At 42.4% G+C, this 25987-nt stretch carries 26 protein-coding genes and 1 riboswitch; of the genes, 23 read left to right on the plus strand and 3 right to left on the minus strand.

What is annotated here, in order from left to right; translation table 11 throughout:
• Positions 1 to 133: 133 nt before the first annotated feature.
• Entirely contained in the window at positions 134 to 1093 is a 960-nt protein-coding gene (rnhC, locus tag ACIQ0C_RS00550) for a ribonuclease HIII (protein ID WP_403055926.1), read from the minus strand.
• A 172-nt stretch (positions 1094 to 1265) separates the two neighbouring features.
• Here rnhC and zapA point away from each other — a divergent pair, with 172 nt between their 5' ends.
• The 6 genes from zapA to ACIQ0C_RS00580 all read left to right on the plus strand — a co-directional run bounded on the left by zapA (position 1266) and on the right by ACIQ0C_RS00580 (position 7826).
• On the plus strand, positions 1266 to 1526 hold the full coding sequence (zapA, locus tag ACIQ0C_RS00555) for a cell division protein ZapA (RefSeq protein WP_048678967.1): 261 nt from the start codon (positions 1266 to 1268) through the stop codon (positions 1524 to 1526).
• 4 nt (positions 1527 to 1530) lie between these two features.
• Complete coding sequence (locus ACIQ0C_RS00560; RefSeq protein WP_403055931.1) at positions 1531 to 2076, plus strand: CvpA family protein; 546 nt, start codon at positions 1531 to 1533, stop codon at positions 2074 to 2076.
• A 212-nt stretch (positions 2077 to 2288) separates the two neighbouring features.
• Positions 2289 to 4007, plus strand: a complete 1719-nt coding sequence (gene polX, locus ACIQ0C_RS00565) for a DNA polymerase/3'-5' exonuclease PolX (RefSeq protein WP_403055934.1) — start codon at positions 2289 to 2291, stop codon at positions 4005 to 4007.
• 35 nt (positions 4008 to 4042) lie between these two features.
• Positions 4043 to 6397: an endonuclease MutS2 gene (locus ACIQ0C_RS00570; RefSeq protein WP_403055937.1), complete on the plus strand. Its 2355-nt coding sequence runs from the start codon at positions 4043 to 4045 to the stop codon at positions 6395 to 6397.
• Positions 6398 to 6462: 65 nt separating this feature from the next.
• On the plus strand, positions 6463 to 6870 hold the full coding sequence (locus ACIQ0C_RS00575; RefSeq protein WP_034309012.1) for a DUF350 domain-containing protein: 408 nt from the start codon (positions 6463 to 6465) through the stop codon (positions 6868 to 6870).
• Between the two features lie 197 nt (positions 6871 to 7067).
• On the plus strand, positions 7068 to 7826 hold the full coding sequence (locus ACIQ0C_RS00580; RefSeq protein WP_403055940.1) for a GNAT family N-acetyltransferase: 759 nt from the start codon (positions 7068 to 7070) through the stop codon (positions 7824 to 7826).
• A gap of 93 nt (positions 7827 to 7919) precedes the next feature.
• Here the strand turns inward: ACIQ0C_RS00580 and ACIQ0C_RS00585 are convergent, their stop codons facing one another.
• On the minus strand, positions 7920 to 8159 hold the full coding sequence (locus ACIQ0C_RS00585; RefSeq protein ID WP_403055943.1) for a hypothetical protein: 240 nt from the start codon (positions 8157 to 8159) through the stop codon (positions 7920 to 7922).
• Positions 8160 to 8308: 149 nt separating this feature from the next.
• Between ACIQ0C_RS00585 and ACIQ0C_RS00590 the strand changes: the two genes are divergently transcribed.
• The 8 genes from ACIQ0C_RS00590 (at position 8309) to ACIQ0C_RS00625 (ending at position 17589) form a co-directional block, all read left to right on the plus strand.
• Positions 8309 to 10009 carry an AMP-binding protein gene (locus ACIQ0C_RS00590; RefSeq protein ID WP_403055946.1) on the plus strand — a complete coding sequence of 567 codons (1701 nt, stop codon included), beginning with the start codon at positions 8309 to 8311 and terminating at the stop codon, positions 10007 to 10009.
• A 198-nt stretch (positions 10010 to 10207) separates the two neighbouring features.
• On the plus strand, positions 10208 to 10795 hold the full coding sequence (locus ACIQ0C_RS00595) for a fatty acid metabolism transcriptional regulator FadR (protein ID WP_403055949.1): 588 nt from the start codon (positions 10208 to 10210) through the stop codon (positions 10793 to 10795).
• Between the two features lie 125 nt (positions 10796 to 10920).
• Positions 10921 to 11694 carry an enoyl-CoA hydratase gene (locus ACIQ0C_RS00600; protein WP_403055952.1) on the plus strand — a complete coding sequence of 258 codons (774 nt, stop codon included), beginning with the start codon at positions 10921 to 10923 and terminating at the stop codon, positions 11692 to 11694.
• Between the two features lie 122 nt (positions 11695 to 11816).
• Complete coding sequence (locus ACIQ0C_RS00605; protein ID WP_402835259.1) at positions 11817 to 12590, plus strand: electron transfer flavoprotein subunit beta/FixA family protein; 774 nt, start codon at positions 11817 to 11819, stop codon at positions 12588 to 12590.
• Between the two features lie 67 nt (positions 12591 to 12657).
• A complete protein-coding gene (locus ACIQ0C_RS00610) occupies positions 12658 to 13635 on the plus strand; it encodes an electron transfer flavoprotein subunit alpha/FixB family protein (protein WP_403055955.1) in 978 nt (325 codons plus the stop codon).
• A 176-nt stretch (positions 13636 to 13811) separates the two neighbouring features.
• Positions 13812 to 14153: a thioredoxin gene (trxA, locus tag ACIQ0C_RS00615; protein WP_483878355.1), complete on the plus strand. Its 342-nt coding sequence runs from the start codon at positions 13812 to 13814 to the stop codon at positions 14151 to 14153.
• A 103-nt stretch (positions 14154 to 14256) separates the two neighbouring features.
• On the plus strand, positions 14257 to 16029 hold the full coding sequence (gene uvrC, locus ACIQ0C_RS00620) for an excinuclease ABC subunit UvrC (protein ID WP_053535876.1): 1773 nt from the start codon (positions 14257 to 14259) through the stop codon (positions 16027 to 16029).
• Between the two features lie 61 nt (positions 16030 to 16090).
• Positions 16091 to 16267: riboswitch (Lysine riboswitch) on the plus strand.
• 89 nt (positions 16268 to 16356) lie between these two features.
• On the plus strand, positions 16357 to 17589 hold the full coding sequence (locus ACIQ0C_RS00625; RefSeq protein ID WP_403055958.1) for an aspartate kinase: 1233 nt from the start codon (positions 16357 to 16359) through the stop codon (positions 17587 to 17589).
• 63 nt (positions 17590 to 17652) lie between these two features.
• Here ACIQ0C_RS00625 and ACIQ0C_RS00630 read toward each other — a convergent pair whose 3' ends face one another.
• On the minus strand, positions 17653 to 18123 hold the full coding sequence (locus ACIQ0C_RS00630; RefSeq protein ID WP_101222837.1) for a YslB family protein: 471 nt from the start codon (positions 18121 to 18123) through the stop codon (positions 17653 to 17655).
• A gap of 385 nt (positions 18124 to 18508) precedes the next feature.
• Here ACIQ0C_RS00630 and ACIQ0C_RS00635 point away from each other — a divergent pair, with 385 nt between their 5' ends.
• From ACIQ0C_RS00635 to ACIQ0C_RS00675, 9 genes are all read left to right on the plus strand, one after another.
• Positions 18509 to 19117, plus strand: coding sequence for a succinate dehydrogenase cytochrome b558 subunit (locus ACIQ0C_RS00635; RefSeq protein ID WP_402835255.1), 609 nt, complete (start codon positions 18509 to 18511; stop codon positions 19115 to 19117).
• Positions 19118 to 19187: 70 nt separating this feature from the next.
• Positions 19188 to 20939, plus strand: coding sequence for a succinate dehydrogenase flavoprotein subunit (sdhA, locus tag ACIQ0C_RS00640; RefSeq protein ID WP_095390769.1), 1752 nt, complete (start codon positions 19188 to 19190; stop codon positions 20937 to 20939).
• A 17-nt stretch (positions 20940 to 20956) separates the two neighbouring features.
• The gene (gene sdhB / locus ACIQ0C_RS00645; protein ID WP_048689018.1) at positions 20957 to 21730 is read left to right on the plus strand and encodes a succinate dehydrogenase iron-sulfur subunit; all 774 of its coding nucleotides are present in this window, start codon (positions 20957 to 20959) and stop codon (positions 21728 to 21730) included.
• Between the two features lie 270 nt (positions 21731 to 22000).
• Positions 22001 to 22465: an acyl-CoA thioesterase gene (locus ACIQ0C_RS00650; RefSeq protein ID WP_402835254.1), complete on the plus strand. Its 465-nt coding sequence runs from the start codon at positions 22001 to 22003 to the stop codon at positions 22463 to 22465.
• Positions 22466 to 22587: 122 nt separating this feature from the next.
• The gene (locus ACIQ0C_RS00655) at positions 22588 to 22812 is read left to right on the plus strand and encodes a helix-turn-helix domain-containing protein (protein WP_028392149.1); all 225 of its coding nucleotides are present in this window, start codon (positions 22588 to 22590) and stop codon (positions 22810 to 22812) included.
• 222 nt (positions 22813 to 23034) lie between these two features.
• On the plus strand, positions 23035 to 23478 hold the full coding sequence (locus ACIQ0C_RS00660) for a MarR family winged helix-turn-helix transcriptional regulator (protein ID WP_402835253.1): 444 nt from the start codon (positions 23035 to 23037) through the stop codon (positions 23476 to 23478).
• Between the two features lie 10 nt (positions 23479 to 23488).
• Positions 23489 to 24292 (plus strand): glutamate racemase, encoded by an 804-nt coding sequence (gene racE, locus ACIQ0C_RS00665; protein WP_403055961.1) that lies wholly within the window; start codon positions 23489 to 23491, stop codon positions 24290 to 24292.
• 25 nt (positions 24293 to 24317) lie between these two features.
• Positions 24318 to 24500: a dihydrofolate reductase family protein gene (locus ACIQ0C_RS00670; RefSeq protein WP_403055964.1), complete on the plus strand. Its 183-nt coding sequence runs from the start codon at positions 24318 to 24320 to the stop codon at positions 24498 to 24500.
• A 368-nt stretch (positions 24501 to 24868) separates the two neighbouring features.
• Entirely contained in the window at positions 24869 to 25948 is a 1080-nt protein-coding gene (locus ACIQ0C_RS00675) for a GerMN domain-containing protein (RefSeq protein WP_402835250.1), read from the plus strand.
• Positions 25949 to 25987 lie beyond the last annotated feature (39 nt).

A 25987-nucleotide genomic window follows, 5' to 3' on the forward strand; every position in this document is an offset into this window, starting at 1 on the left:
GGATTTCACGAGTAAACGGCGTAAATTCACGATAAAAAACCGCGTAAACTCACAAGTACGGCGTGAATTCACGGGTAAACCGCACAAACTCACGAGAAAATGGCGGCTGTTCAGGAAGATCAGCCGCTTTCTTCTATTTTTGATATTTCTGTTGATATAGCCGCTTCGCTTTTTCCGTGTTGGCAAAATGGGTTTTCGTGAATTCGTGTAATGAATCGATTCCTTTTTCGTGAATCAATCTTGCGGCCGCTTCATCGACTGCAAATCCGGCACCTTTAGGGATTTTGAATCCGGCTTTTTCACTCAGCAAGTCAAAGCGTTTGACGAATGCATATCGGGCCAGGATGGATGCGGCTGCTACTCCAAGGTGGATCCCTTCCGCTTTTGTGCATAGATAGGTGGCATTAGCTTGGAATAGTTCTTGGCCTTTTAGGTAATTGAAAAACACCTCTGGTTGAGCGAATTGATCAATAAGGACGGCTTCCGCTTGTTCTGGCTGGATTTTTTGCATGAGGTGCTTGATTGCTTGGTTATGGAGGAGTGCCTTCATTTTTCCCTGTGACATTCCCTTAGCCTGGAGCGCATTATATTTCGGGTTGTCGCATGTGAGCAGGCTGAATGGCACTACATCCTTAATCTGTTTGGCAATGTCGATGATCTGTGGATCTTTCAGATTTTTGGAATCCTGGACACCAAGCTCCTTCAATAGAGCGAGTTGCTCCTTTTTGGCATATACGGCTACGACGGTCATCGGGCCGAAATAGTCTCCTGTTCCGACCTCGTCTGAACCAATTACTGACATGGTTCCGATATTTGCAGGCGGCGAGTATCGATGGACGTTGACCGATGCAGAGGATGCCGTTTTTTTCTTTGGAGCCGCAGCAGTGGAACCTTTTTGCCATTTTACCGCTTCTAATTCGGCATTCTTACCTTGAAAAAGGACCTTCCCGGATTTATAGGCCGTCACTGTACAAAGCGGCGGTTTGGCGGAAAAGATGCTCCCCGGCGGCTGCTTGGCGACCAAGGATGAAGAATAATGGGACTTCATCGCCTTTATTTGTTCAGGGCTGATAAGTAAAACTACATGGGACATAATGGGTTAGCTCCTAACTTCATTTTGTTTAATAGGTAATCTTCTTCCTGAATTCGATATCGTTTGACAAATTATTGAAATTTTAATGCAAGAAATGACGATGTACTCTCTTTCATGACGAAAAACTTCATGATATGATAGAATTAGGATTGTTTAGATTGGGGGCATCATTTTGTCAGACGATAAACGAAATAAAACAACAGTTGATATATACGGACAGCCATATACAATCGTCGGCACAGAAAGCGCAAGTCATATGCGCCTGGTCGCTTCGATGGTTGACGAAAAAATGAGAGAAATCAGGATGAAAAATCCATACTTGGATACAAGCAAGCTAGCGGTGCTAACGGCCGTGAATACCATCCATGAATATATTAAATTAAAAGATGAACTAGACCAGCTTCAACTGGAATTAAAGAGAGAGAAGGACTGAGTACATGCTTGATTTAGCAATTCTGGCCATTCTTTTAATCGGTTTATTAATCGGTTTAAAGCGTGGCTTCATTTTACAAACGGTTCATATGACAGGGTTCATTGTAGCCTTCATCGTCGCCTATGTATTTTACGGAGATCTTGCTCCCAATTTGAAATTGTGGATTCCGTTCCCAACGATGGGTGATTCCTCGACCCTTAATATGTTTTTCGATACAGTCGGGCTTGATACGGCGTATTACAATGCAATTGCCTTTGCAATCATTTTCTTTGCTGCCAAGATTCTTTGGCAAATGATAGGATCCATGCTCAATTTCATTACCCATCTACCGATATTAAAGCAGCTTAACCGCTGGGGCGGAGGGATATTAGGTTTTCTCGAAGTCTATCTTATCATGTTTATTATATTATATATAGCTGCCATGCTGCCAATGGATTCCATCCAGAAATCATTAACTGGCTCATTTCTGGCAGAATCGATCGTGAAACATACGCCGTTCCTTTCCGAGCAAGTGAAGGAACTTTGGTTTCATGATGTAAAACAATCTTAATGTCAGTATAAGAGGGCCTGCCTCCCGTGTTCAAAGTCCTGGATTCCTATACTTTGAACACGGGGGAGGCCCCTTTTTATGCAGCAGCATGCATCTTCCTTCTATTTGATTCGAAAGTTAAGAATCTGACTGCTTGTACTTTACCTCCAAGAAAGGTATCTTTAAGAAAGTGAACATGGGACACCCTACTAATTTTTTCGGCGGTGAATTAAATGACAATTAATAAAAAAGATATCATTAAATTATTAGAAAAGATTGCAATATATATGGAACTAAAAGGAGAGAACCCGTTCAAGGTTTCAGCTTTCCGAAAGGCAGCGGGCGCCTTGGAAACGGATGACCGGAGCCTTTCGGAGATCGAAGATTTCACCGCTTTGAATGGAATCGGGAAAGGAACGGCATCCGTCATCGAAGAGTATATAAATGAGGGGAAATCGACTGTACTTGAAGAGCTTCAGGAGCAGGTGCCAAAAGGATTGATTCCGCTTCTGCAGCTACAAGGTTTGGGCGGGAAGAAAATTGCCAAGCTTCATAAAGAACTGCATGTCAATGATGTGAATGATCTTAAAATCGCCTGTGTAGAAGGCAGGGTCGCGGCACTTGCCGGTTTCGGCAAAAAAACGGAAGAGAAGATCCTGTCTGCAATTGCCGAGGCGGGTTCAAGGCCGGATCGGCTGCCTCTTGCCTTCATGAGGCCGATTGCGGCTGATATTGAAACGGCACTCGCTAACATGGAATACATCATCCGTTCTTCCAGGGCGGGCAGTATCCGGCGTATGAGGGAAACGATCAAGGACCTCGATTTCATCATCTCGACAGATCATCCCGAAGAGGTTAAGAATCAACTGCTTGCATTAAAAGGGATAAAACAGGTGATTGCGGCCGGTGATACAAAGGTATCGGTCGTGCTTGATTATGAATATGATATTTCTGTTGATTTCCGAATCGTTAAGGATAAGGAATTCATCACGACACTCCATCATTTTACAGGTTCGAAGGATCACAATGTGCGGATGCGCCAGCTTGCTAAAGATCGCGGAGAGAAAATCAGCGAATATGGGGTGGAAGTGACTGAAACCGGTGATGTATTGACGTTTGAAACGGAAGAACAATTTTATAATCATTTTGACCTTCCTTTCATTCCGCCAGAAATACGTGAAGACGGAACGGAAGTGGAGCATTATGATGCTAAAGAACCTCTCATATCTTTAGAGGCCATTAAAGGTGATCTGCATATGCATACCACATGGAGTGATGGGGCTCATACGATAGAAGAAATGATTGAAGCATGCCGTGCAAAAGGGTATCGATATATGGCCATCACCGATCATTCGCAATATCTGAAAGTGGCGAACGGCTTGACCGCGGAGCGTTTACGTGAACAAAAACGGATCATCCATGAACTTAATGAAAAATACACTGATTTTACCGTTCTTTCTGGGATAGAGATGGATATACTTCCTGATGGGACACTTGATTATGACGATGAGCTGCTTGCAGAGATGGATTTGGTGATCGCGTCGATTCACTCAAGCTTTTCACAGCCTCGGGAAACGATCATGGAGCGCTTAAAAACGGCTCTGAATAATCCGCATGTAGATATCATCGCCCATCCAACGGGAAGGATCATCGGCAGACGCACCGGTTATGATGTGGATATAGAGATGCTGATCGAACTGGCCCGTGAAACGAATACTGCCTTGGAATTGAATGCGAATCCGAACCGATTGGATTTGGCACCTCCGCATCTGCGCAAGGCGCAGGAAGCAGGCGTTCCGATCGTGATCAATACGGATGCCCACAGCATCGACATGCTTGAACATATGCCTGTTGGGGTCTCGTCAGCCAAAAAGGGCTGGATTAAAGAATCCACGGTTCTTAATGCAAGGGATACGGATGGATTATTGGCGTTTTTAAAGAGAAATGATTAACTATTTGCCCATAAATAAGGAGGAGCTTTAACTCCATGCATAATAAAGCTTTAAAGACATTGGAATTTCATAAAATAAAAGAACAATTAATCTCACACGCATCCTCATCCATAGGAAAAGAGAAGGCAGAGCAATTGATGCCCTCCACGGATTTTGAAGAAGTGTCGAGATGGCAGGAAGAAACAGATGAGGCAGCCAAAATCGTAAGGTTGAAAGGTAACTTGCCATTGGGCGGAATTTTCGATATCCGTCCACATGCGAAAAGGGCACAGATTGGCGGAATGCTCTCACCGATGGAACTTATGGAACTTGCGAGTACGATTCGTGCCGGCAGGATCCTCAGCCGTTTCTTCGAAGAACTCGCAGAGCAGGAAATTGATGTTCCGCTTTTAGCCGAATATATCGATTCCCTTCATCCATTGATTGATTTGCAGCAGGAAATTACGTTTGCAGTAAGCGAACATGGCGAAGTGATGGATTCTGCCAGCGACAAGCTTCGTACCCTAAGAAACCAAATTCGGACGAACGAAAGCCGTGTTAGGGAAAAACTGGAAAGTATGATCCGTTCTTCCAATGCATCAACAATGTTATCCGATGCCATCATCACCATCCGGAATGACCGATTCGTCATCCCGGTGAAACAGGAATACCGCAGTGTATATGGCGGGATCATTCATGATCAATCATCATCAGGGCAGACGTTGTTCATTGAACCGCAAGCAATCGTTCAGCTGAATAATGTCCTGCAGGAAACCCGAGTGAAGGAAACTCAGGAAATAGAACGGATATTGGTCGAACTATCGGAAAAAGTCGGTGCGTTCACCCCTGAATTGCTTCATAATGTCAAAGTGCTTGCACAAATCGATTTCCTTGTCGCCAAGGCAAAGTATGCAAAAGCGATAAAAGGATCCAAGCCGATTCTGAATAATGAGGGTCGCGTAAAATTATTCAAAGCGAAACACCCGCTCATTCCGAGTGATGTTGTTGTGGCCAATGATATTTTTCTTGGTGATGAATTTACGACAATCGTCATCACCGGTCCGAATACAGGTGGTAAGACGGTTACCCTGAAAACGATTGGCCTTTGTACGTTAATGGCCCAGTCCGGTCTGCAAATCCCTGCACTGGATGGTTCCGAAACGGCTGTGTTTTCCTCTGTTTATGCAGATATTGGCGATGAACAGTCGATTGAACAAAGCTTAAGTACATTCTCTTCGCATATGGTCAATATTGTCGATATCCTTAAGCATGTCGATTATGACAGTCTTGTTTTATTCGATGAGCTTGGAGCGGGAACTGATCCACAGGAAGGTGCAGCTTTGGCCATTTCCATTTTGGATGAAGTGTATAAGCGCGGAGCACGTGTGATTGCAACGACACATTACCCGGAATTAAAAGCGTATGGATATGATCGGGAAGGCGTCATTAATGCAAGCGTGGAATTTAATGTGGAAACCTTGAGTCCCACCTATAAACTTTTGATCGGTGTACCAGGGCGGAGTAATGCGTTTGAAATTTCGAAGCGCCTTGGTTTGGAAGAAAACGTGATAAGCAACGCCCGCAGTCATATTGGTGAGGATACGAATAAAGTTGAAAATATGATAGCGTCCCTTGAAGACAGCCGCAAGAAGGCCGAAGAAGAGGAGATGGAAGCCAAGAATCACCTCAAGCAGGCGGAAATTCTTCATAAAGACCTGCAAAAGCAAATTGATGAGTACCATGAAGAACGGGATGCGATGGTTGAAAAGGCAGCAAAAGAGGCAGCGGCAATCGTTGAAAATGCACAAAAGGAAGCGGAAGCGATCATTGCCGACTTACGTAAACTGCGTCTTGAAAAGCATGCCGATGTTAAAGAGCATGAACTGATCGATGCCAAAAAGCGGCTTGAAGAAGCAGCGCCTAAAGTGAAAAAAACATCAAATAAAGCTGCGAGGCCGCTTGATAAAAGCTTGAAACCTGGAGATGAAGTAAAGGTCGTAAGCTTTGGTCAAAAAGGTCACTTGATTGAGAAGGTCTCAAATAATGAATGGCAGGTTCAGATCGGCATCATGAAAATGAAGGTGAAGGAGTCTGACCTGGAATTCATCAAGAGCACAAAAGTAAAAGAAACAAAGCCGCTTACCACAATCAAAGGCCGCGATTATCACGTTAGCGTCGAACTTGACCTTCGTGGAGAACGCTTTGAAAATGCAATATCAAGAGTGGAAAAGTATGTTGATGATGCTCTTTTGGCCGGTTATTCGAGTGTCTCCATCATTCATGGTAAAGGAACGGGGGCTCTTCGGTCCGGGGTCCAGGAATACTTGAAAAATCACCGCTCTGTCAAAAGGATTCGCTTCGGCGAAGCTGGTGAAGGCGGAACAGGTGTTACGGTGGTGGAATTTAAATAAAGGAAAGCGGTCACTCCGGCAATTCAGCCAAGCCGGGTGGCTAGTTACCATTCGGGAGTTGGACCATGGAGAACATGTGGGAAAATGAATATGTATATATAGCTGCTCGTTACAGTGTCGTTATTCTGTGCATGATTGTTTTTTTAGCCATTTTTGAACTTGTCACAAAGTACAAGAACTGGGAGGAAATCAAACAGGGAAACCTTTCTGTCGCGTTGGCAACAGGTGGTAAAATTTTTGGGATCGCCTATGTATTCCAACAGTCCATTCTCCATCAGAATTCGCTTCTTACCATGATTGGCTGGGGCGTATACGGTTTTGTCCTGCTGTTGATCGGTTATTTCATTTTTGAATTTATGACTCCTGGATTTAAAATAGATGAAGAGATACAAAAAGATAATCGGGCAGTTGGATTCCTATCGATGATCATATCAATCGCATTATCTTTTGTCATCGGCGCCGGAATTTCTTAATGCCCTTCATGAGAGGGAGTAAGCTGTGGAGAAACTTGCAAAAGTCTTAATAGTTTGTTGCGGAATCTTTTTTCTGTTTGGAATCATTTATATGACATTGTTCAATTGAAGCGGCCATTGTGCCGCTTCTTTTATTTGAACTCTATTAAAAGATATAATAATAATGGTCAATTAGACTTTTGGAGAGGAGGAGGAATATGGATCAGTCCAAATTGATACAGAAGATTGAAGAATTATCGCTGAATGCTTTGCCGGCCTTGCAAACGCAAATCTATGACGGATGGGTTATCCGGTTTGCGGATGGATATACGAAACGGGCGAATTCTATCATCCCCATCTATACATCGAATGAAAATGTGAAAAAGAAAATTATGAATTGTGAACAATTATGTTTTGCAAGGAATGATAAGGCAGTGTACAAAATGACTCCACAGGCAATGCCTATCAACTTGGATCGTGTACTGGAAGAGTCTGGGTATGCCCTTGAGGGAACAACAAGTGTCCAGGTATTGAATTTGGCAGAAACGGAATCACCGAATGAAACCAATGTCATAAAGCATGATCATTTACATGATGAATGGTTTCAAGAATTCTGCCTGCTAAGTAATCTTAATGATGATGATCAAACCATCCTGAAAAAGATGTTAAGGAATATCATCCCAAAAACATGCTTTATGTTGTTGACTGATGAGGGTGGAACCGTGACAGCAAGTGGACTGGGTGTTTTGGAAGACGAATACATAGGCCTGTACAATATCATTACCCATAAAAACTTTCGAAACCAAGGCAATGGTGCAATACTCATTAGTAATCTATTGCATTGGGGGAAAGAAAACGGAGCAAAAAATGCATATCTTCAGGTGATAGAAACGAACGATCCTGCTCTAAGCTTGTACGGAAAATTGGGGTTTGAAGAAAAATATAAGTATTGGTACAGAATTAAAACTAAGGAGTAGAACCTCTCCTTTCAGTAGACGAAAAAAGGAGGATCGGAATGCCCCCACCCCGATCCGTGAACAAATTAGAGAAGGCCAATTTACCTTCATTTATTATTCCAAAAAGTTCCATCTGGTTTCGGGAATCCGCTCCCTTTCCGCCGACTGTCTGCCAAGCCTCCTCGACGCAAGCGTCTGTGGGGTCTCGGCTAGCCAGTTATTCGGCAGGAGTGTCGCAAATTTCTTCAATCTAAAGAGGGTATCATTCGTATAATCAAGTGAAAAACATAAAAGATGATAAATTTTCTTCTGCATTCTGAAAGGGGTAGAATTACTCCTTTTTTTGTTTTTCATCCAATTACCCCTGTGGTTGGCATAGGACATATAAGCTGGCCTGCTTCTCATCATAAGGTCTTTAGACTCTGAAATTCGCCAATTGTAAGAAAATCCCGATTGTATTATAATGATAAAGAGTATTGAGAATATTCAGAAGGAGGGGGCAAATGAGCAATAAGCCTTGGCAAGCTATTTATCCTGAACAGATACCAGCTGTATTGTCGTACGAAGATAAACCTCTTTATTCTTTTTTGAAGGAATCGGCCGAAGAATTCCCTGATAAAGTATCGATTCATTTCCAGGGAAAAGAATTAACTTTCCGGGAAGTGCATGAATCTGCTTTAAAGTTTGCAGCCTATTTAAAAAGTATCGGTCTTCAAAAAGGTGAACGCGTTGCCGTCATGCTTCCTAACTGCCCACAGGGTGTCATAAGCTTTTTTGGGATATTGATAGCTGGCGGAGTCGTCGTTCAAACGAACCCAACCTATACTGAACGTGAATTAGAATATCAAATGAAAGATTCCGGAGCGAAAATAATCTTAGCAATGGATATTTTGTTTCCCCGTGTCTCAGCAGTCGCTTCAAGAACTGATATAGAACATATAATTGTAACCGCTATCAAGGAATATTTGCCTTTTCCGAAAAATCTTATCTATCCTTTTATTCAAAAAAAGCAATACGGCATTGTCATCAATGTGGAGCATGAAGGGAATCATCATTTATTTTCCGAAATCATGAAACAAAAGATCACTGAAGAAGTCGTCACTGTGCCGATCGATGTGGATAATGACCTTGCCCTTTTGCAATATACAGGCGGGACAACAGGCTTTCCCAAAGGGGTCATGCTTACGCATAAGAACTTGCTGGCAAATACGAAAATGTGCAATGCATGGCTTTATAAAAATAAGCGCGGTGAGGAAAGGATCCTTGCGATTCTGCCTTTCTTCCATGTGTACGGTATGACTACAGTCTTGGTTCTTTCCGTCATGGAAGGGAACACCATGATCATCATGCCAAAGTTTGATGTCGAAGCGACGCTTAAAACGATCCAAAAACAGAAACCGACCATGTTTCCAGGAGCGCCCACCATGTATATCGGTCTCTTGAACCATCCGGATATCGCTAAATATGATCTTTCTTCCATCAATGCCTGTATAAGCGGTTCTGCATCATTGCCCTTAGAGGTTCAAGAGCAGTTTGAGAAAATTACCGGCGGGAAGCTTGTTGAAGGCTATGGACTTTCAGAAACCTCACCGGTGACCCATGCTAATTTCATTTGGGATCAGCCGCGTGTAAAAGGGAGCGTTGGACTTCCGTGGCCAGACACTGACTCGGCGATTCTGTCGCTGGAATCATATGAAGAGCTTCCTCCGAATGAAATAGGCGAAATTGCCATAAAAGGACCACAGGTAATGAAAGGTTATTGGAACCGTCCGGATGAAACGGAAAATACCTTTAAAAATGGCTGGCTGCTTACTGGCGATCTGGGTTATATGGATGAGCAGGGGTTCTTTTATGTGGTAGAGAGGAAAAAGGATACAATCATTGCAGGCGGTTTCAATATATATCCACGTGAGGTGGAAGAGGTGCTATACGAGCATGAGGCCATACAGGAAGTGGTTGTGGCTGGCATCCCTGACCCTTATCGAGGTGAGACCGTCAAGGCCTATGTCGTACTGAAAAAAAATGCCAGGGTCACTGAAGAGGAATTGAATGAATTTGCCAGAAAGAACCTGGCTTCCTATAAGGTGCCGCGAAGCTATGAATTCAAGGATGAACTTCCTAAAACGACGATAGGAAAGATCCTGAGAAGAGTCCTTATCGAGGAAGAAAAGAAAAAAATGTCCGAGGAAAGAAAAGAAGCTTAAACAAGCATCCCCTTTTAACGGAGCAGCGGAAGAGGGCTCCGTTTTGCAAAACAGCTGGACAAGCTATGGATGGGGGCTGTACAATGAACAGAAGTGGAATGGCAGGACCTAGAAGTTTTTGCTTGACAGTAAAGGGCCGTCATTTTATGATAGAAATATGAATGATGGTTCATTCATTTTTCTGAAAGGGGACATCCAGTGAAAAGCAACAGACCAAAGTATAATCAAATTATTGATGCGGCCGTTATTGTCATTGCCCAAAACGGTTACTATCAAGCCCAAGTATCCAAAATCGCCAAGCAGGCAGGCGTAGCGGATGGCACCATATATCTTTATTTTAAAAATAAAGAAGATATCTTAATATCATTATTCCATGAAAAGATGGGCTATTTTGTGGAACAGATCGAAGAAGAACTAAAAGGAAAGACCACTGCTTCGGAAAAACTGCATGTGCTCATCCAAAAACATTTTCAAAACCTTTCAGAAGACGTGAATTTAGCAATTGTCACCCAGTTGGAATTAAGACAGTCGAATAAAGAATTGCGCCTTAGAATCAATGATGTGTTAAGAGGGTATTTAAATTTAATCGATCAGATCATTATAGAAGGAAAAGAGAACGGCGAATTCTTGCCTGATTTAAATAATTTACTTGCCAGGCAGATGATTTTTGGAACGATTGATGAAACTGTGACGACTTGGGTCATGAATGAGCAAAAGTATTCGCTTCCTGACCTTGCACCAGACGTTCACCGCCTGCTAATTGGCGGCTGTGTCCTGAAAAGTTAACGATTTTAATAGAGGATGGCTAGCCATCCTCGAAAGAATCGGTTAATTCTGCTTCTAGCTTTAACTGGAAGTGATACATATGGAATTTTCAAAAAAGTTTGACTAGCATGCCTGGAGGGATTGATATGGAATATCTTAAGCTTTCTGTCGAAAATCATGTCGCTTTTATAACGATTGATCATGCACCAGCAAATGCACTTTCTTCGGCTATCATCGGAGAGCTTTCGCAGGCCTTCGATCAATTTGAGAAAGACGAAGCCGTACGGGTTGTCCTTCTTCATGGAGAAGGAAGATTCTTCTCTGCAGGAGCAGACATTAAAGAGTTTACGGAAGTGAAAAACGGGAAAGCTTTCGAGAAGCTGACCAAGAATGGTCAATCTGTATTTGAGAAAATCGAATCTTTTCCAAAGCCAGTCATTGCAGCCATCCATGGAGCTGCGCTTGGCGGGGGATTGGAGCTGGCTATGGCCTGTCACATCCGTTTAGTCACCGAAAGGGCTAAACTTGGTTTGCCTGAACTGCAGTTGGGCTTAATCCCCGGGTTTGCCGGGACGCAACGTCTTCCTCGTTATGTAGGCATGGCAAAGGCGGCTGAAATGCTGTTTACAAGTGAACCGATTTCAGGTACCCAAGCTGTGCAATGCGGATTGGCGAATCATGCCTTCACGGATGAAGAACTGATTCCGAAAGCTAAGGAACTAGCCAATAAAATTGCTAAGAAAAGCCCGCTGGCATTAAAGTCGGCCATTGAGTTATTGAATTATTCCAAGCATGATTCCTACCATAAAGGTGTGGAAAGGGAAGCCGCCCTCTTTGGCCAGGCTTTCGATACTGCTGATGCACAGGAAGGAATCGCCGCTTTCATTGAAAAAAGGGAAGCTGTATTCAAAGGGAAATGATCATTCGGCATAAATAACTATTTTTATATATCATGCAGGATTTTGATGAAATCTGTAGAACATTACTATATATCAATAAAATTCATAATCTTCAAAACTCAAATCATTCGGGAGGTATTATCGTGAACATTTATGTACTGCTGAAAAGAACATTTGATACAGAAGAAAAAATCACACTATCCAACGGGAAAATTAATGAGGATGGAGCAGAATTCATCATTAATCCATACGATGAGTACGCAGTTGAAGAAGCAATCCAGGTACGTGATGCACAAGGCGGAGAAGTTACGGTTATTTCTGTCGGAACGGAAGAGGCTGAAAAGCAATTACGCACAGCGCTGGCAATGGGTGCTGACAAAGCCGTATTGATAAATATAGAAGACGACATAGAAAATGGCGACCAGTTCACGACTGCCAAAATTATAGGCGAATACTTAAAAGATAAAAATGCCGATCTAATCATTGCAGGGAACGTTGCAATCGATGGCGGTTCTGGGCAAGTGGGACCACGCGTTGCCGAAATTTTGGGAATTCCTTATATTACAACCATTACTAAACTGGACATAGAAAATGGAAATGTAAGCGTTATCCGTGATGTCGAAGGGGACTCCGAAACGATCGAAGCATCTCTTCCATTGTTGGTGACAGCTCAACAAGGGCTAAATGAGCCACGTTATCCTTCATTGCCAGGAATCATGAAAGCGAAGAAAAAACCGCTTGAAGAATTGGAATTGGATGACCTGGATTTGGAAGAAGAAGATGTTGAGGCAAAAACAAAAACGATTGAAATTTACCTTCCTGCTAAAAAAGAAGCTGGAAAAGTTTTGGACGGTGAAATCAGTGCTCAAGTTAGCGAGCTTGTTCAATTATTACGCAGTGAAGCAAAAGTGATTTAATCGATACGGTACTGTTCAAAACAACAACACACGACAAAAAGAAAAAAAGCACAGGAGGTTTTTATAAATGGCTAGAAAGTTTCTTGTATTGGGCGAAGTTCGTGATGGTTCACTAAGAAATGTATCATTTGAAGCTATCGGTGCGGCTAAGCTTGCTGCGGATGGCGGGGAAATCGTTGGTGTTTTAGTTGGTGACAGTGTTCAAAATTTCGGTAATGAATTGATCCAGTATGGTGCAGACCGGGTTATTGCAGTCGAAAATGATCAATTGAAACAATATACTTCAGATGGATATGCGCAAAGCTTGCTTGCCGTCATCGAGCAGGAAAAGCCGGAAGGGATTTTCTTTGGACATACTGCGCTAGGAAAAGACCTTGCACCTAAATTGGCTGGAAAGCTTGAATCAGGATTGATCTCCGACGTTACATCCATTGAAGAAGAAGGTGGAAATATCGTTTTCACCCGTCCGATATATTCTGGTAAAGCATTTGAAAAGAAAATTGTTACAGATGGCGTGATTTTCGCGACAATCCGTCCGAACAATATCGAACCATTAGCGAAAGATGAGTCCCGCTCTGGTGATGTTTCTACATTAAATGTGGATATTAAGGACTTACGGACAATCATTAAAGACGTTGTTAGAAAAGCCAGTGAAGGGGTCGACCTTTCAGAAGCGAAAGTAGTCATCGCGGGTGGCCGTGGCGTGAAAAGTGAAGATGGTTTTGAACCATTAAAGGAACTGGCACAGGTTCTTGGCGGAGCGGTAGGAGCTTCCCGCGGAGCATGTGATGCGGACTATTGCGATTACTCATTGCAAATCGGGCAAACGGGTAAAGTCGTAACACCTGACCTTTATATCGCTTGCGGAATTTCCGGTGCGATCCAGCATTTAGCGGGAATGTCCAACTCCAAGGTTATCGTTGCCATCAATAAAGACCCGGAAGCTAACATATTCAATGTGGCTGATTATGGAATTGTCGGAGACCTTTTCGAAGTCGTTCCATTACTTACGGAAGAATTCAAAAAACTTAAAGTTAACGCGTAATAGAAATAATACAGATGAGGGGCAAGACATTCGGCATAAGCCGATACATGTCTTGCCCCTTTATGCAGATAGGCAAGGATTTTGGCCTGCATATTTACTCTTTTTTTGGACATCCTACCACTGAAGCAAAATATTAGCATCGATTCGAGCAACAATGTTATACTGTCTTTAGTTATTTGAGTAAATTTGAGGAGGAATTATATATGGCTATTGTAAATGCAACTGACCAAACTTTCACAACAGATACTAGCGAAGGTGTCGTTCTTGTAGATTTTTGGGCTCCATGGTGTGGACCTTGTAAAATGATCGCTCCTGTTCTTCAAGAGCTTGATACTGAAATTGGCGATACAGCAAAAATCGTAAAAGTGGATGTAGATGAAAACCAAGAAACAGCTGGAAAATTCGGTGTGATGAGCATCCCGACATTAATCGTCCTTAAAGACGGTGAAGTGGTTGATAAGGTTGTTGGTTTCCAACCTAAAGAAGCACTTGCTGAACTTATTGCAAAACACGCGTAATAGTAAGTTAGCTAAAAAAAGCTTCAAGTCTGCGGACTTGAAGCTTTTTTCGCTATCTTGATATATAATGATTGTAAAAATGGGAGAACAGGAGGCTGAATGCATGAATCAACAAATAAAGAATAAACTTGCCCTTCTTCCCGATCAACCTGGTTGTTATTTAATGAAAGATCGTCAGGGAACGATCATATATGTAGGCAAAGCGAAGGTGTTGAAAAATCGTGTCCGTTCTTATTTTACGGGATCTCATGATGGGAAAACATTTCGGCTCGTGAATGAGATTGAGGATTTCGAATACATCGTCACCTCTTCCAATATCGAAGCTCTTATTTTAGAGTTGAACTTAATCAAAAAACATGACCCAAAATATAATGTCATGCTAAAGGATGATAAGACGTATCCTTTCATCAAGCTGACTGCGGAACGCCACCCGCGTCTCATCATTACGCGAAAAGTCAAAAAAGACAAAGGGAAATATTTCGGTCCTTATCCGAATGCATTTGCAGCCAACGAAACGAAAAAATTGCTCGACCGCATCTATCCCTTAAGGAAATGCAATACTTTACCTGATCGCGTTTGTCTCTACTATCACCTAGGCCAGTGCCTGGCCCCATGTGTATATGATGTAGAGGAACAGGAATATAAAAAAATGGTCGATGATATCAACCGGTTCTTGAACGGCGGGCATACTGAAATAAAAAAAGAACTGACTGAAAAAATGCTAGAGGCATCGGAAGAGCTCGATTTCGAGAGGGCCAAGGAGTTCCGTGACAAGATTGCCCACATCGATATTACGATGGAGAAGCAGAAAATGATGACGACCGATTTCATCGACAGGGATGTATTTGGCTTTGCCTATGATAAAGGCTGGATGTGCGTTCAGGTATTTTTTGTCCGTCAGGGTAAATTGATAGAAAGGGATGTTTCACTTTTTCCGGTCTACGATGAACCCGAACAGGAACTTCTTACATTCCTCGGTCAGTTTTACGAGATTACGAACCACTTTAAACCAAAGGAAATCTTGCTGCCTGAATCAGTGGATGCCGAAATGGCCGAAGGGCTGCTTGGTGTCAAAACGATTCACCCGAAACGGGGAGCGAAAAAAGACATGCTTAAATTGGCGAATAAAAATGCCTCCATCGCCCTTCAGGAAAAATTCTCTTTGATTGAAAGAGATGAAGAAAGAACGATCAATGCGGTGGAAAACCTCGGGAAACAACTGGGTATCTACACCCCGCATCGAATTGAAGCTTTCGATAACTCCAATATCCAGGGAAGTGACCCCGTTTCCGCTTTAGTCGTGTTCATTGATGGGAAGCCGGAAAAAAGAGAGTACCGAAAATATAAAATCAAGACGGTCCAGGGACCTGATGATTATGAATCGATGCGTGAAGTGGTCAGAAGAAGATATTCACGAGTATTGAAAGAAGGGCTGCCGCTTCCGGATTTGATCATCATTGATGGCGGAAAGGGACATGTCGAAGCAGTGCGGGATATTCTCGAAAATGAATTGGGCCTTGATATTCCACTTTCAGGCCTCATTAAGGATGAAAAGCATAGGACCTCGCAATTGATGATCGGAAATCCGCTTGAACTCGTACCTCTTGATTCACGGAGCCAGGAATTTTACCTATTGCAAAGAATTCAGGATGAAGTGCACCGGTTCGCGATTACGTTTCATCGTCAGCTTCGCGGGAAAAATGCGGTTCACTCCCAGCTTGATGATATTCCAGGAGTCGGGGAAAAGCGAAGGAAGCAATTATTAAGGCATTTTGGATCATTGAAGAAAATCAAAGAGGCAACGGCCGAGGAAATCATGGAAGCTGGCATGCCAAAAGGGGTAGCCGAGGGAATCGTTAGAAAACTACAAGAATAATCTTGCTACCGATGAATCTCTATGCTATGATTAAAAGGAATTTTTAACTAGACAACTTAAAAGTGCTGATAGAGGTGCGGAATTCAAGAGTAAAAACCTGGAGAAGTATGAGCTTCCATGAAAGGTTTTGAAAGGGGACGACGCCGAAGGAAGACAAGACTCATACCTTGTTCTCCTGGTCCGACATTTAATAAATGGCGGATTGTCAGGGTTTATACCCTGGAGAGCTATCTCACTGTGTTTACAGTATTAGGGTATGTGACCACAGCAATGAGATATTTCTCATTGCTTTTTTTATTGCCTAAAAAGTAGAGAGGGTGCATGAGGATGGCATTAATCGTTCAAAAATTCGGCGGAACATCCGTCGGTAGCGTAGAAAAAATCAAAAATGTTGCCAATCGGGTAATCGAGGAAGCGGAGAATGGAAATGAGGTTGTCGTCGTTGTTTCAGCTATGGGGAAAACAACGGACCAATTGGTTTCCATGGCCCGTGATATTTCCGGATCCCCTAGCAAGAGGGAAATGGATATGCTATTGACCACTGGGGAACAGGTAACGATTTCCCTGTTAACGATGGCATTGATTGAAGAAGGACATGAAGCCATTTCGTATACTGGCTGGCAGGCTGGCATGGAAACGGAATCCGTTCATGGGAATGCCCGGATTTTAAACATCGATGCCACGAGGATCCAAGCTCAGCTTCAGGAGAAGAAAATAGTGGTCGTAGCCGGTTTCCAGGGTAACGATGCAAATGGGGAAATCACTACCTTAGGGCGAGGCGGTTCCGATACGACGGCGGTTGCCATCGCTGCAGCGCTGAATGCGGATAGATGCGATATTTATACGGATGTAACGGGTGTTTTCACAACGGACCCACGCTACATAAAAGGCGCGCGAAAACTCCAATCCATTTCTTACGATGAAATGCTGGAACTTGCCAACCTCGGGGCGGGCGTCCTTCATCCAAGGGCTGTCGAATATGCAAAAAATTATCAAATTCCGCTTGAAGTCCGTTCAAGCATGGAGAGAGAATCAGGAACGATCATAGAGGAGGAAGCAACTATGGAAGAAAACTTAATTGTACGCGGCATTGCTTTTGAAGACAGCATTACGAGGGTCACAATATATGGTTTGCCCCAATCACTTGGTGCATTATCCACTATCTTCACGACACTTGCGAAAAACCGGATCAATGTGGACATCATCATTCAAAGCATGACTGCCGAGGATACGACCAATCTATCTTTTTCCACAAAAAGTGAAGATACGGAAGCGGCCTTGATTGTGCTGGAAAATAATAAAGAACACTTGGGATTCGACCGGGTCGAAACGGAGAGCGGGTTGGCCAAAGTGTCCATCGTCGGTTCTGGTATGGTATCCAATCCGGGAGTGGCTGCCGAGATGTTTGAAGTGATGGCCAATACAGGCATCCAAGTGAAAATGGTCAGCACATCGGAAATTAAAGTTTCGACTGTCATCAATGAAAAGGAAATGGTGAAGGCGGTTGAATCCCTTCATGAAGCATTTAAACTTGGTCAGCATGCAAATGTGCTAGCTTAAGTGTCATGAGTCCAATAAAAAACAGACTTCCGGTAAAAAGGGTAAGTCTGTTTTAAGGGCTCATTAGATTGGATCTCTGGGATCCCATTGGATGGTGAATATCACTTTTTTTGCGCGGCGTTTGATTTCTTCCGTTGATTCGCTGAGGAATTTCTTTTGCAGTGTAAACTGCTCGGCAAGGAAACCGGCTTCAAGCTGGAAGTGACAATCAGGGTGTAAATCCAGGCGGCGGCTGATTATTTCACCCGTCAGGGATAATTCCATTTCGTGTTTCGTATACTTCAAGATTTCCAGATTGCCCCACCCAGCGCTTTGGAAAAATTCAATCACTTCCTGATCGCCATTCAATGGGAATTTTCTTGCTAATTGTTTACCTGCCCAATAGAGGATTTGATTAGAGTCTTTTCCGAGAATATCGTTCAATAGAACTTCTCTGATTAATTCGTATCCGAAAGCTGGAACCAGGAATTCTTCAGTTTGAATTTCTTCAGTTTGAATCTCTTCTTCTATCGCAGCAGCAATATTTTTTTTCATAATTTATCGCCTCTTTCTGTAAATCTATTATAAACGTATTTCTTTTGCAAATTATACTGTTTTTTATTTATTTAAATAACAATTGGAAAAAAATGAGAAATTATACCGAGATATTAATAGGTAAATTAGAAATTTATTCAAAATATCACCTTGACAAACAAAAAATAGCCAATTTAATCCAAAAAAATCTATTCTGAAAAAGAGATTTCTTGTATCCGTTTTCTTGACGCACATAGAAGTCAGGAGTAAAATGGACATGTCACATAATTGTAAAGGAAGTATTGAGGATTTTTTTTTGACTCTATACTGTATTTTCACGCGGAGATAAAAGGTAGCCACCAGATTATCTTTGCATGATTTTTCACAAATTAAGGGGGGGCACTTAGTGGCAAAGAATCGTGAGTTTGGGAATCGCAGGCTTCATTCACTTCTAGGAGTAATTCCAATTGGTCTATTCCTAATTTTTCATTTATCGGTAAACTTTATGGCAACAAAAGGAGAAGAAACATTTAATGGGGCAGTTCATTTAATTGAGTTTACACCCGTGAAGATTTTGGTGGAATGGGTCGTCATCTATCTACCGCTCATTTTCCATGCTGTGTACGGAATTTATATTGCCTTTACAGCAAAAAACAATTTAGGCAGATTTAGTTTCTTCCGTAACTGGATGTTCATGCTGCAACGCTTAACTGGAATCATAACATTGATTTTCCTTGTTTGGCATATATGGGCAACTAGAATTCAAGCAGCTATGGGTGCTGAAGTTAACTTTGACATGATGGCGGATATTTTCTCTAGTCCATTCATGCTTGTGTTCTATATTGTTGGTGTTATCTCGGCAATCTTCCACTTTGCTAATGGATTATGGTCATTTGCTGTGAGCTGGGGTCTGACAGTTTCACCAAGATCGCAAAGAATCATGACTTACTTTACATTGATCGTTTTCGTTCTTCTTTCTTATATCGGGATCAGCGCAATTTTCGCTTTTGTATAAGAAGATAGAGTTCATCTATAAGTATTAGGAAAAACATAGCTTGGCTAATGGAAATAAGGGAGTGACAGAATTGGGTAAAGGTAAAATAGTTATCGTTGGTGGAGGTCTAGCTGGATTAATGGCTACGATCAAAGCAGCAGAGCTGGGACAACAGGTTGATTTATTTTCTTTAGTGCCTGTTAAACGCTCTCACTCAGTTTGTGCCCAAGGCGGAATCAACGGGGCAGTAAATACAAAAGGTGAAGGGGATTCTCCATATATCCACTTCGACGATACAGTTTATGGCGGAGATTTCTTGGCTAACCAACCGCCGGTTAAAGCGATGTGCGAAGCAGCACCATCGATCATCCATATGTTTGACCGTATGGGTGTAATGTTCAACCGTACTCCGGAAGGTCTTCTTGATTTCCGTCGTTTCGGTGGTACTCAACATAGCCGTACAGCATTCGCTGGTGCAACAACTGGTCAGCAATTACTTTACGCATTGGACGAGCAGGTTCGCCGTTATGAAGTGGAAGGCCTTGTAACGAAATATGAAGGCTGGGAATTCCTTGGAGCTGTCATCGATGATGAGCAAACAGCACGCGGTATCGTAGCTCAAAACCTGACTTCAATGGAAATCAAATCATTCCCTGGCGACGCAGTCATCATGGCAAGCGGCGGCCCTGGAATCATTTTCGGTAAATCAACCAACTCAATGATCAATACAGGATCAGCGGCTTCCATCGTGTATCAACAAGGTGTAAATTATGCAAATGGTGAGTTCATTCAAATTCACCCGACAGCAATCCCTGGCGATGACAAACTTCGTCTAATGAGTGAATCCGCTCGTGGTGAAGGTGGACGTATCTGGACATATAAAGACGGAAAACCTTGGTATTTCCTTGAAGAAAAATACCCTGCTTATGGTAATCTAGTACCTCGTGATATCGCGACTCGTGAAATTTTCGACGTATGCATGAACATGAAGCTTGGCATTAATGGTGAAAACATGGTTTACCTGGATCTATCACATAAAGATCCTAAATTACTTGATATTAAACTTGGCGGAATCATTGAAATCTACGAGAAATTCATGGGTGAAGATCCTCGTAAAGTTCCAATGAAAATTTTCCCTGCCGTTCACTATTCTATGGGCGGACTTTGGGTTGATTATGACCAAATGACTAACATCAAAGGTTTATTCGCTGCAGGTGAGTGTGATTACTCACAACATGGCGGTAACCGTCTTGGTGCTAACTCACTTCTTTCTGCAATCTATGGTGGTTCAGTCGCTGGACCGAATGCCGTTAAATATATTGAAGGCCTTGATAAAACTTCAGAATCCATTCCTTCTTCATTGTATGAAGGGTACGAAAAACAAGAACAAGAGAAATGGAATGAAGTCATGTCTCTTGATGGTAACGAAAATGCGTACGTCCTTCACAAAGAACTTGGTGAGTGGATGACACAGCATGTTACTGTAGTTCGTTACAATGACAAGCTGAAAGAAACGGATAACAAGATTCTTGAGCTGATGGAACGTTACAAGAAAATTAACATCAATGACACGGCAAAATGGAGTAACCAAGGGGCTGCATTCACTAGACAGCTGCAAAACATGATGCAATTGGCTCGTGTAATCACTATTGGTGCGTTAAACCGTGATGAAAGCCGCGGAGCACATTACAAACCTGATTTCCCAGAACGTAATGATGAGGAATTCATGAAAACTACTATGGCAACATTCAAAGGCTTGGATCAAGCACCTGAATTCCATTATGAAGATATTGATGTATCACTGATCGCACCGCGTAAACGTGACTACACTACGAAACACTAAAGAGGGGGAGCAAAAAAATGGTTGAAACTAAATCTGAGACTAAAACAGTCCGTTTTATAATCACTCGTCAAGATACACCGGATTCAGCTCCTTATGATGAGGAATTCGAATTAGCGTACCGTCCGAATATGAACGTAATTTCCGCTCTAATGGAAATTCGTCGTAATCCAGTAACTGTACAAGGCAAGCACACTACAGCAATCGCATGGGACATGAACTGTCTTGAAGAGGTATGTGGTGCTTGTTCAATGGTTATCAATGGTAAACCAAGACAATCATGTACAGCTCTTATCGATCAATTGGAGCAGCCGGTTCGTCTAGCTCCAATGCGTACATTCCCTGTTGTTCGTGACCTGCAAGTCGATCGCAGCCGTATGTTCGACTCATTGAAAAAGGTAAAAGCATGGATTCCAATCGATGGAACGTACAATCTTGGACCAGGACCGCGTATGCCAGAAAAGAAACGTCAATGGGCTTACGAGTTATCTAAATGTATGACTTGCGGTGTTTGTTTGGAAGCTTGTCCGAACGTAAACAGCAATTCAGACTTCATGGGGCCACAACCATTATCACAAGTTCGTTTATTCAACGCACATCCAACTGGTGCAATGAACAAAGCTGAACGTTTAAATACGATCATGGGTGATGGAGGACTTGCAAACTGCGGTAACTCACAAAACTGTGTGCAGTCTTGCCCTAAAGGCATTCCGTTAACGACTTCGATTGCAGCGTTGAACCGTGATACTACGATCCAACAATTCCGTAACTTCTTCGGAAGCGATGAAGTTTAATAAAGAACATGAAAGAACCTATATCTTATGATATGGGTTCTTTTTTTCTCTTTTTTTTGAACCTTGGGGTCCCATGGCAGTAAGAACGATTGATAACTAGGATCGAAGTGTAAATGGTTTGCGGCATGGCTCCAGCAAAGGCTGAAGGATTTGATTAATGAAGTGAGCAATAAGCAATTTAAACGGTTTTAAGTATAAAATACTTTTCAATATCGTTGTTTTCTTATAAAATGAGTGAATAGTCATTCAATTCAGAAAGGGTGTGCCAAGATGGGCAAAATATCATATATCGATAATATAACGGAGTGGATCAATGATTTTTCTTTTAAACATGAGATTAAGGTCCGTTTTTCAGAAACCGATATGTTTGGGCACTTGAATAACACGATTCCTTTTACTTATTTTGAGGAAGCTCGGATTGAGTATTTCAACAGTATGGGGTTCATGAAGGAGTGGACCTCGGCTGAATGCGGTGAGATGCCGGTTGTTGCCAATTTACAGTGTGATTACCTTAAGCAGGTGTTTTTCAATGATCAATTGACGATCCATGTGAAAGCTGACCATATCGGAAATTCTTCAGTGGACATACATTATATGGGGACCAAACAAGATGGTTCAATTTGTTTAACGGGCAGGGGGACGATTGTGCAAGTTTCCAAGGCCACCGGGAAGCCGGTGCCTTGGACGGAAGACATGAAGCGATCGATGCTGCATACCGTGCTGGAACATTCCTGAAAATATTTCCAATTAGACAAGTAAAAGAGTCACTCCATTGCCCCAGCCGACATACTATATCTTGACTAAATAGACACCCACTCCGGGTTTTATGCTGGTGAAGGCAAGGAGGGTAACATTACTTGAAGGAGAACGAATTCACTCATAAGCCATTACTCACCAAAAGAGAAAAAGAAGTATTTGAGTTACTAGTACAAGACAAAACAACAAAAGAAATCGCAGGTGAATTGTTTATTAGCGAAAAAACAGTTCGAAACCATATTTCGAATGCGATGCAGAAGCTTGGAGTTAAAGGACGTTCGCAGGCAGTCATAGAACTCCTTCGTATGGGAGAACTTAAGCTTTAATGTGTTAACTCTTAATGCGTAAGCCTTATAAATAATTTTTCTCCCGTTCATTGGCAGCATATAAGGAAGGGCAAAACGACTTGGTTGTTTTGACTTCTTTGGATGCTGCTTATTTTAATGGAGGGGGTTTCATTATGATTCCAGTCAATCAATCTTGAAAATCATTTCACTTTCATCCAAAATGGTAGTATGATAAGTTTCATGAAGTGGGGAGCTGTGTTTATGGATGAAGAGAAGCAAGCGGCATATGTAGCCGATATCGAGAAGGAATTGCGCTATGTATCGTCATGGCTTAAGCAAAGGGGGAGAGAAATTCTCCATGATTATAAAATTACCATTCCTCAATTCGTTGCTTTGCAATGGCTTTTTGAATCAGGCGACATGACGATTGGCGAATTGTCCACGAAGATGTTTCTCGCCTTCAGTACAACGACGGACTTGATTGACCGCATGGAGAAACATCAACTTGTCCAGCGTGTCAGGGATGAAAAGGACCGGCGTGTGGTTCGAATTCACCTTCTTGAAGAAGGTGAACGGATAATCGAAGAAGTGATTAATAAACGGAAGCAGTACTTGAGTGGTGTGTTAGTCAATTTTAGCGAATCTGACATCATGTCCCTCAAAGGGATTCTAGTAAAACTACATCAAGAAATGAAAGAAAAATGAGGCGAGTTTTTTGAAACAACCGATAGGCATCATTGATTCAGGGGTAGGCGGTTTGACAGTAGCTAAAGAAGTCATGCGTCAGCTTCCAAATGAAAATATAATTTACTTAGGTGATACAGCAAGATGCCCTTATGGGCCGAGGACAAAAAAAGATGTCCAAACCTTCACATGGCAAATGACGAGGTTTTTGATGAAGAAGGATATAAAAATGCTGATCATCGCTTGCAATACAGCGACTGCAGCTGTGCTGGATGAAATCAGGGCTATACTTCCGATTCCTGTGTTGGGTGTCATTCATCCAGGGGCAAGGGCGGCATTGAAAGTTTCTGATTCCTTGCATATTGGAGTTATTGGTACGGAAGGTACGGTAAAAAGCAAAGCTTATGACGATGCACTTGCCTCCATCAATTCCGATGTGAAAGTAGATAGTTTAGCATGCCCGAAATTTGTCCCAATCGTAGAAAGCGGGGAGTTTCAAGGGGGGATCGTCAATAGGGTCGTGGCACAAACCTTGAACCCGTTGAAGAAAACGAAGATCGATACACTGATCCTTGGCTGTACCCATTATCCACTGCTGGGGCCTGTAATCTCTTCCTATATGGGGGATGAAGTACAAGTCATTTCCTCTGGGGAGGAGACGGCCCGTGAGGCAAGTGTCATTTTGGATTACTATAAATTAATCAATAAAAGCAAGCTCCGTCCAGTTCATCATTTTTATACAACCGGTTCAAGAGATATGTTTGGTTCCATCGCGTCGAGCTGGCTCGGTATTCATGTCAATGACATCGAAACAATTAAAATCGATCACTTATAAGGCTTCCATTTGGAAGTCTTTTTTTATGAGGGGAAAAAATGAAAAAGCATATTGTTATGCATATAGCTACAAGCCTGATGGATATATTGCTAGAGAGGATGGAAGCATTGATTGGCTTGAAGAGACAGAAGGGGAAGGGGACATTGGATACGGCGATTTCTATAATAGTATCGATACGGTGATCATGGGAAATAAGATATATCAATAGATTCATACTTTGGCAGAAGAATTTCCCTATCAAGATAAAGCCTGCTATGTCTTTTCAAGAAGCGGGAAAGGGAAAGAAGGATATGTGGAGTTTGTGAACGAATCTGGCTTGTCGGTGGTGCAGAATTTGTGAGTGATTTCATGAGGGGAATGCAGGTGTATGAAATGATCCTGTCCATCCCTTCCGATTATACTGGGGGATGGAATTCGATTGTTCCAATCAGGAATTCCTGAAATCCCAATGAAGCTGACTAAGATGCAGCAGTACGGGCAAATTGCTCAGCTCCATTATCAGAGAGAAAAATAATTGGTCTATTTTCCCCTAGGGCTCGTATAAATAGGAGTACAAACTGTCCTAGGAGTGATTTTATGTCCAATAAATCAAAAGTAACAATGGCTGTGACCATTCTGGCATCTTCTTTTTGGCTTTCGGGCTGCGGATTATTTGGCGGTGAAGAGAAAAAGGAAATTGATCCGCCAAAGGATGTTTCATTAGTCGAGGATGAATCTTCATTAAAAGAAACAGAAACGAATGGTGAAGAAAAGCCAGCGACTGATGGAGAAGAAGGCGCTGTAGAATCGAAAACAGTGAAGACGGAGTTGTATTTAATTGATAAAAGCGGGTATGTGGTTCCACAGACATTGGAACTTCCTAAATCGGAAGCTGTCGCTAAACAGGCCCTTGATTACCTTGTCAATAACGGACCAGTCACGGATAAACTTCCAAATGGATTCAGGGCGGTCATTCCTGCCGATACCCAAATAAGCGTGAACATTAAAGACGGAGTGGCTGTGGCGGACTTTTCGCCGGAGTTCAAAAACTATCAGAAAGAGGATGAACTTAAAATCCTTCAAGCCATTACATGGACCCTGACACAATTCGATTCGGTCGAAAAAATTCAAATGAGAATCAATGGGGAAGATATTTCCGAAATGCCGGTCAATGGCACACCGATAGATGAAAATATCTCAAGGTCGTCAGGAATCAATATCGATACGAGTGACGTAGTCGACATTTCCAATACCAAAGCACTGACCGTTTATTATGTAGGCGGTGACGAGGAGTACACCTATTATGTTCCGGTGACGCGCAGGATCAGCGAAACGGTGTCTGATAATGTTACAGCCGTCATTCAGGAATTAACGAAGAGTCCTTCGGGTTCTAACTTGCAAACAGGGTTCATGAGTGATGTAGCTTTACTTGACGAGCCTAAAGTGGCAGAAGGTAAGGTCAGCCTGAATTTTAACGAAAATATCCTTGGAAGCTTTAAAGAGAAAAAGGTATCACAAGAAGTCCTTGATGCCTTGGTCCTTTCCTTAACGGAACAGAAAGGAATTGAAAGCGTTGAAGTGCAAGTGCAGGGCAGCGCAGATGTTCTTAATGAAGAAGGCAAGAAATTATCCGAACCAGTGGTCCGCCCAGAGAAAGTCAACACAGGCAGTTTTTAAATATATATAGGAATAGCACAATGAGGCAGCCTGCAGCTG

It is taken from the genome of Peribacillus sp. NPDC096448 (genome assembly GCF_044762675.1).
GTDB lineage: Bacteria > Bacillota > Bacilli > Bacillales > DSM-1321 > Peribacillus > Peribacillus frigoritolerans_B.

What these genes read in the sequence shown, in the direction of transcription:
- rnhC (WP_403055926.1), bottom strand. Translation starts at nt 1,093, where the DNA reads ATGTCCCATGTAGTTTTACTTATCAGCCCTGAACAAATAAAGGCGATG.
- ACIQ0C_RS00560 (WP_403055931.1), top strand. Translation starts at nt 1,531, where the DNA reads ATGCTTGATTTAGCAATTCTGGCCATTCTTTTAATCGGTTTATTAATC.
- polX (WP_403055934.1), top strand. Translation starts at nt 2,289, where the DNA reads ATGACAATTAATAAAAAAGATATCATTAAATTATTAGAAAAGATTGCA.
- ACIQ0C_RS00570 (WP_403055937.1), top strand. Translation starts at nt 4,043, where the DNA reads ATGCATAATAAAGCTTTAAAGACATTGGAATTTCATAAAATAAAAGAA.
- ACIQ0C_RS00575 (WP_034309012.1), top strand. Translation starts at nt 6,463, where the DNA reads ATGGAGAACATGTGGGAAAATGAATATGTATATATAGCTGCTCGTTAC.
- ACIQ0C_RS00580 (WP_403055940.1), top strand. Translation starts at nt 7,068, where the DNA reads ATGGATCAGTCCAAATTGATACAGAAGATTGAAGAATTATCGCTGAAT.
- ACIQ0C_RS00585 (WP_403055943.1), bottom strand. Translation starts at nt 8,159, where the DNA reads ATGAAAAACAAAAAAAGGAGTAATTCTACCCCTTTCAGAATGCAGAAG.
- ACIQ0C_RS00590 (WP_403055946.1), top strand. Translation starts at nt 8,309, where the DNA reads ATGAGCAATAAGCCTTGGCAAGCTATTTATCCTGAACAGATACCAGCT.
- ACIQ0C_RS00600 (WP_403055952.1), top strand. Translation starts at nt 10,921, where the DNA reads ATGGAATATCTTAAGCTTTCTGTCGAAAATCATGTCGCTTTTATAACG.
- ACIQ0C_RS00610 (WP_403055955.1), top strand. Translation starts at nt 12,658, where the DNA reads ATGGCTAGAAAGTTTCTTGTATTGGGCGAAGTTCGTGATGGTTCACTA.
- uvrC (WP_053535876.1), top strand. Translation starts at nt 14,257, where the DNA reads ATGAATCAACAAATAAAGAATAAACTTGCCCTTCTTCCCGATCAACCT.
- ACIQ0C_RS00625 (WP_403055958.1), top strand. Translation starts at nt 16,357, where the DNA reads ATGGCATTAATCGTTCAAAAATTCGGCGGAACATCCGTCGGTAGCGTA.
- ACIQ0C_RS00630 (WP_101222837.1), bottom strand. Translation starts at nt 18,123, where the DNA reads ATGAAAAAAAATATTGCTGCTGCGATAGAAGAAGAGATTCAAACTGAA.
- sdhB (WP_048689018.1), top strand. Translation starts at nt 20,957, where the DNA reads ATGGTTGAAACTAAATCTGAGACTAAAACAGTCCGTTTTATAATCACT.
- ACIQ0C_RS00650 (WP_402835254.1), top strand. Translation starts at nt 22,001, where the DNA reads ATGGGCAAAATATCATATATCGATAATATAACGGAGTGGATCAATGAT.
- ACIQ0C_RS00660 (WP_402835253.1), top strand. Translation starts at nt 23,035, where the DNA reads ATGGATGAAGAGAAGCAAGCGGCATATGTAGCCGATATCGAGAAGGAA.
- ACIQ0C_RS00670 (WP_403055964.1), top strand. Translation starts at nt 24,318, where the DNA reads ATGAGGGGAAAAAATGAAAAAGCATATTGTTATGCATATAGCTACAAG.
- ACIQ0C_RS00675 (WP_402835250.1), top strand. Translation starts at nt 24,869, where the DNA reads ATGTCCAATAAATCAAAAGTAACAATGGCTGTGACCATTCTGGCATCT.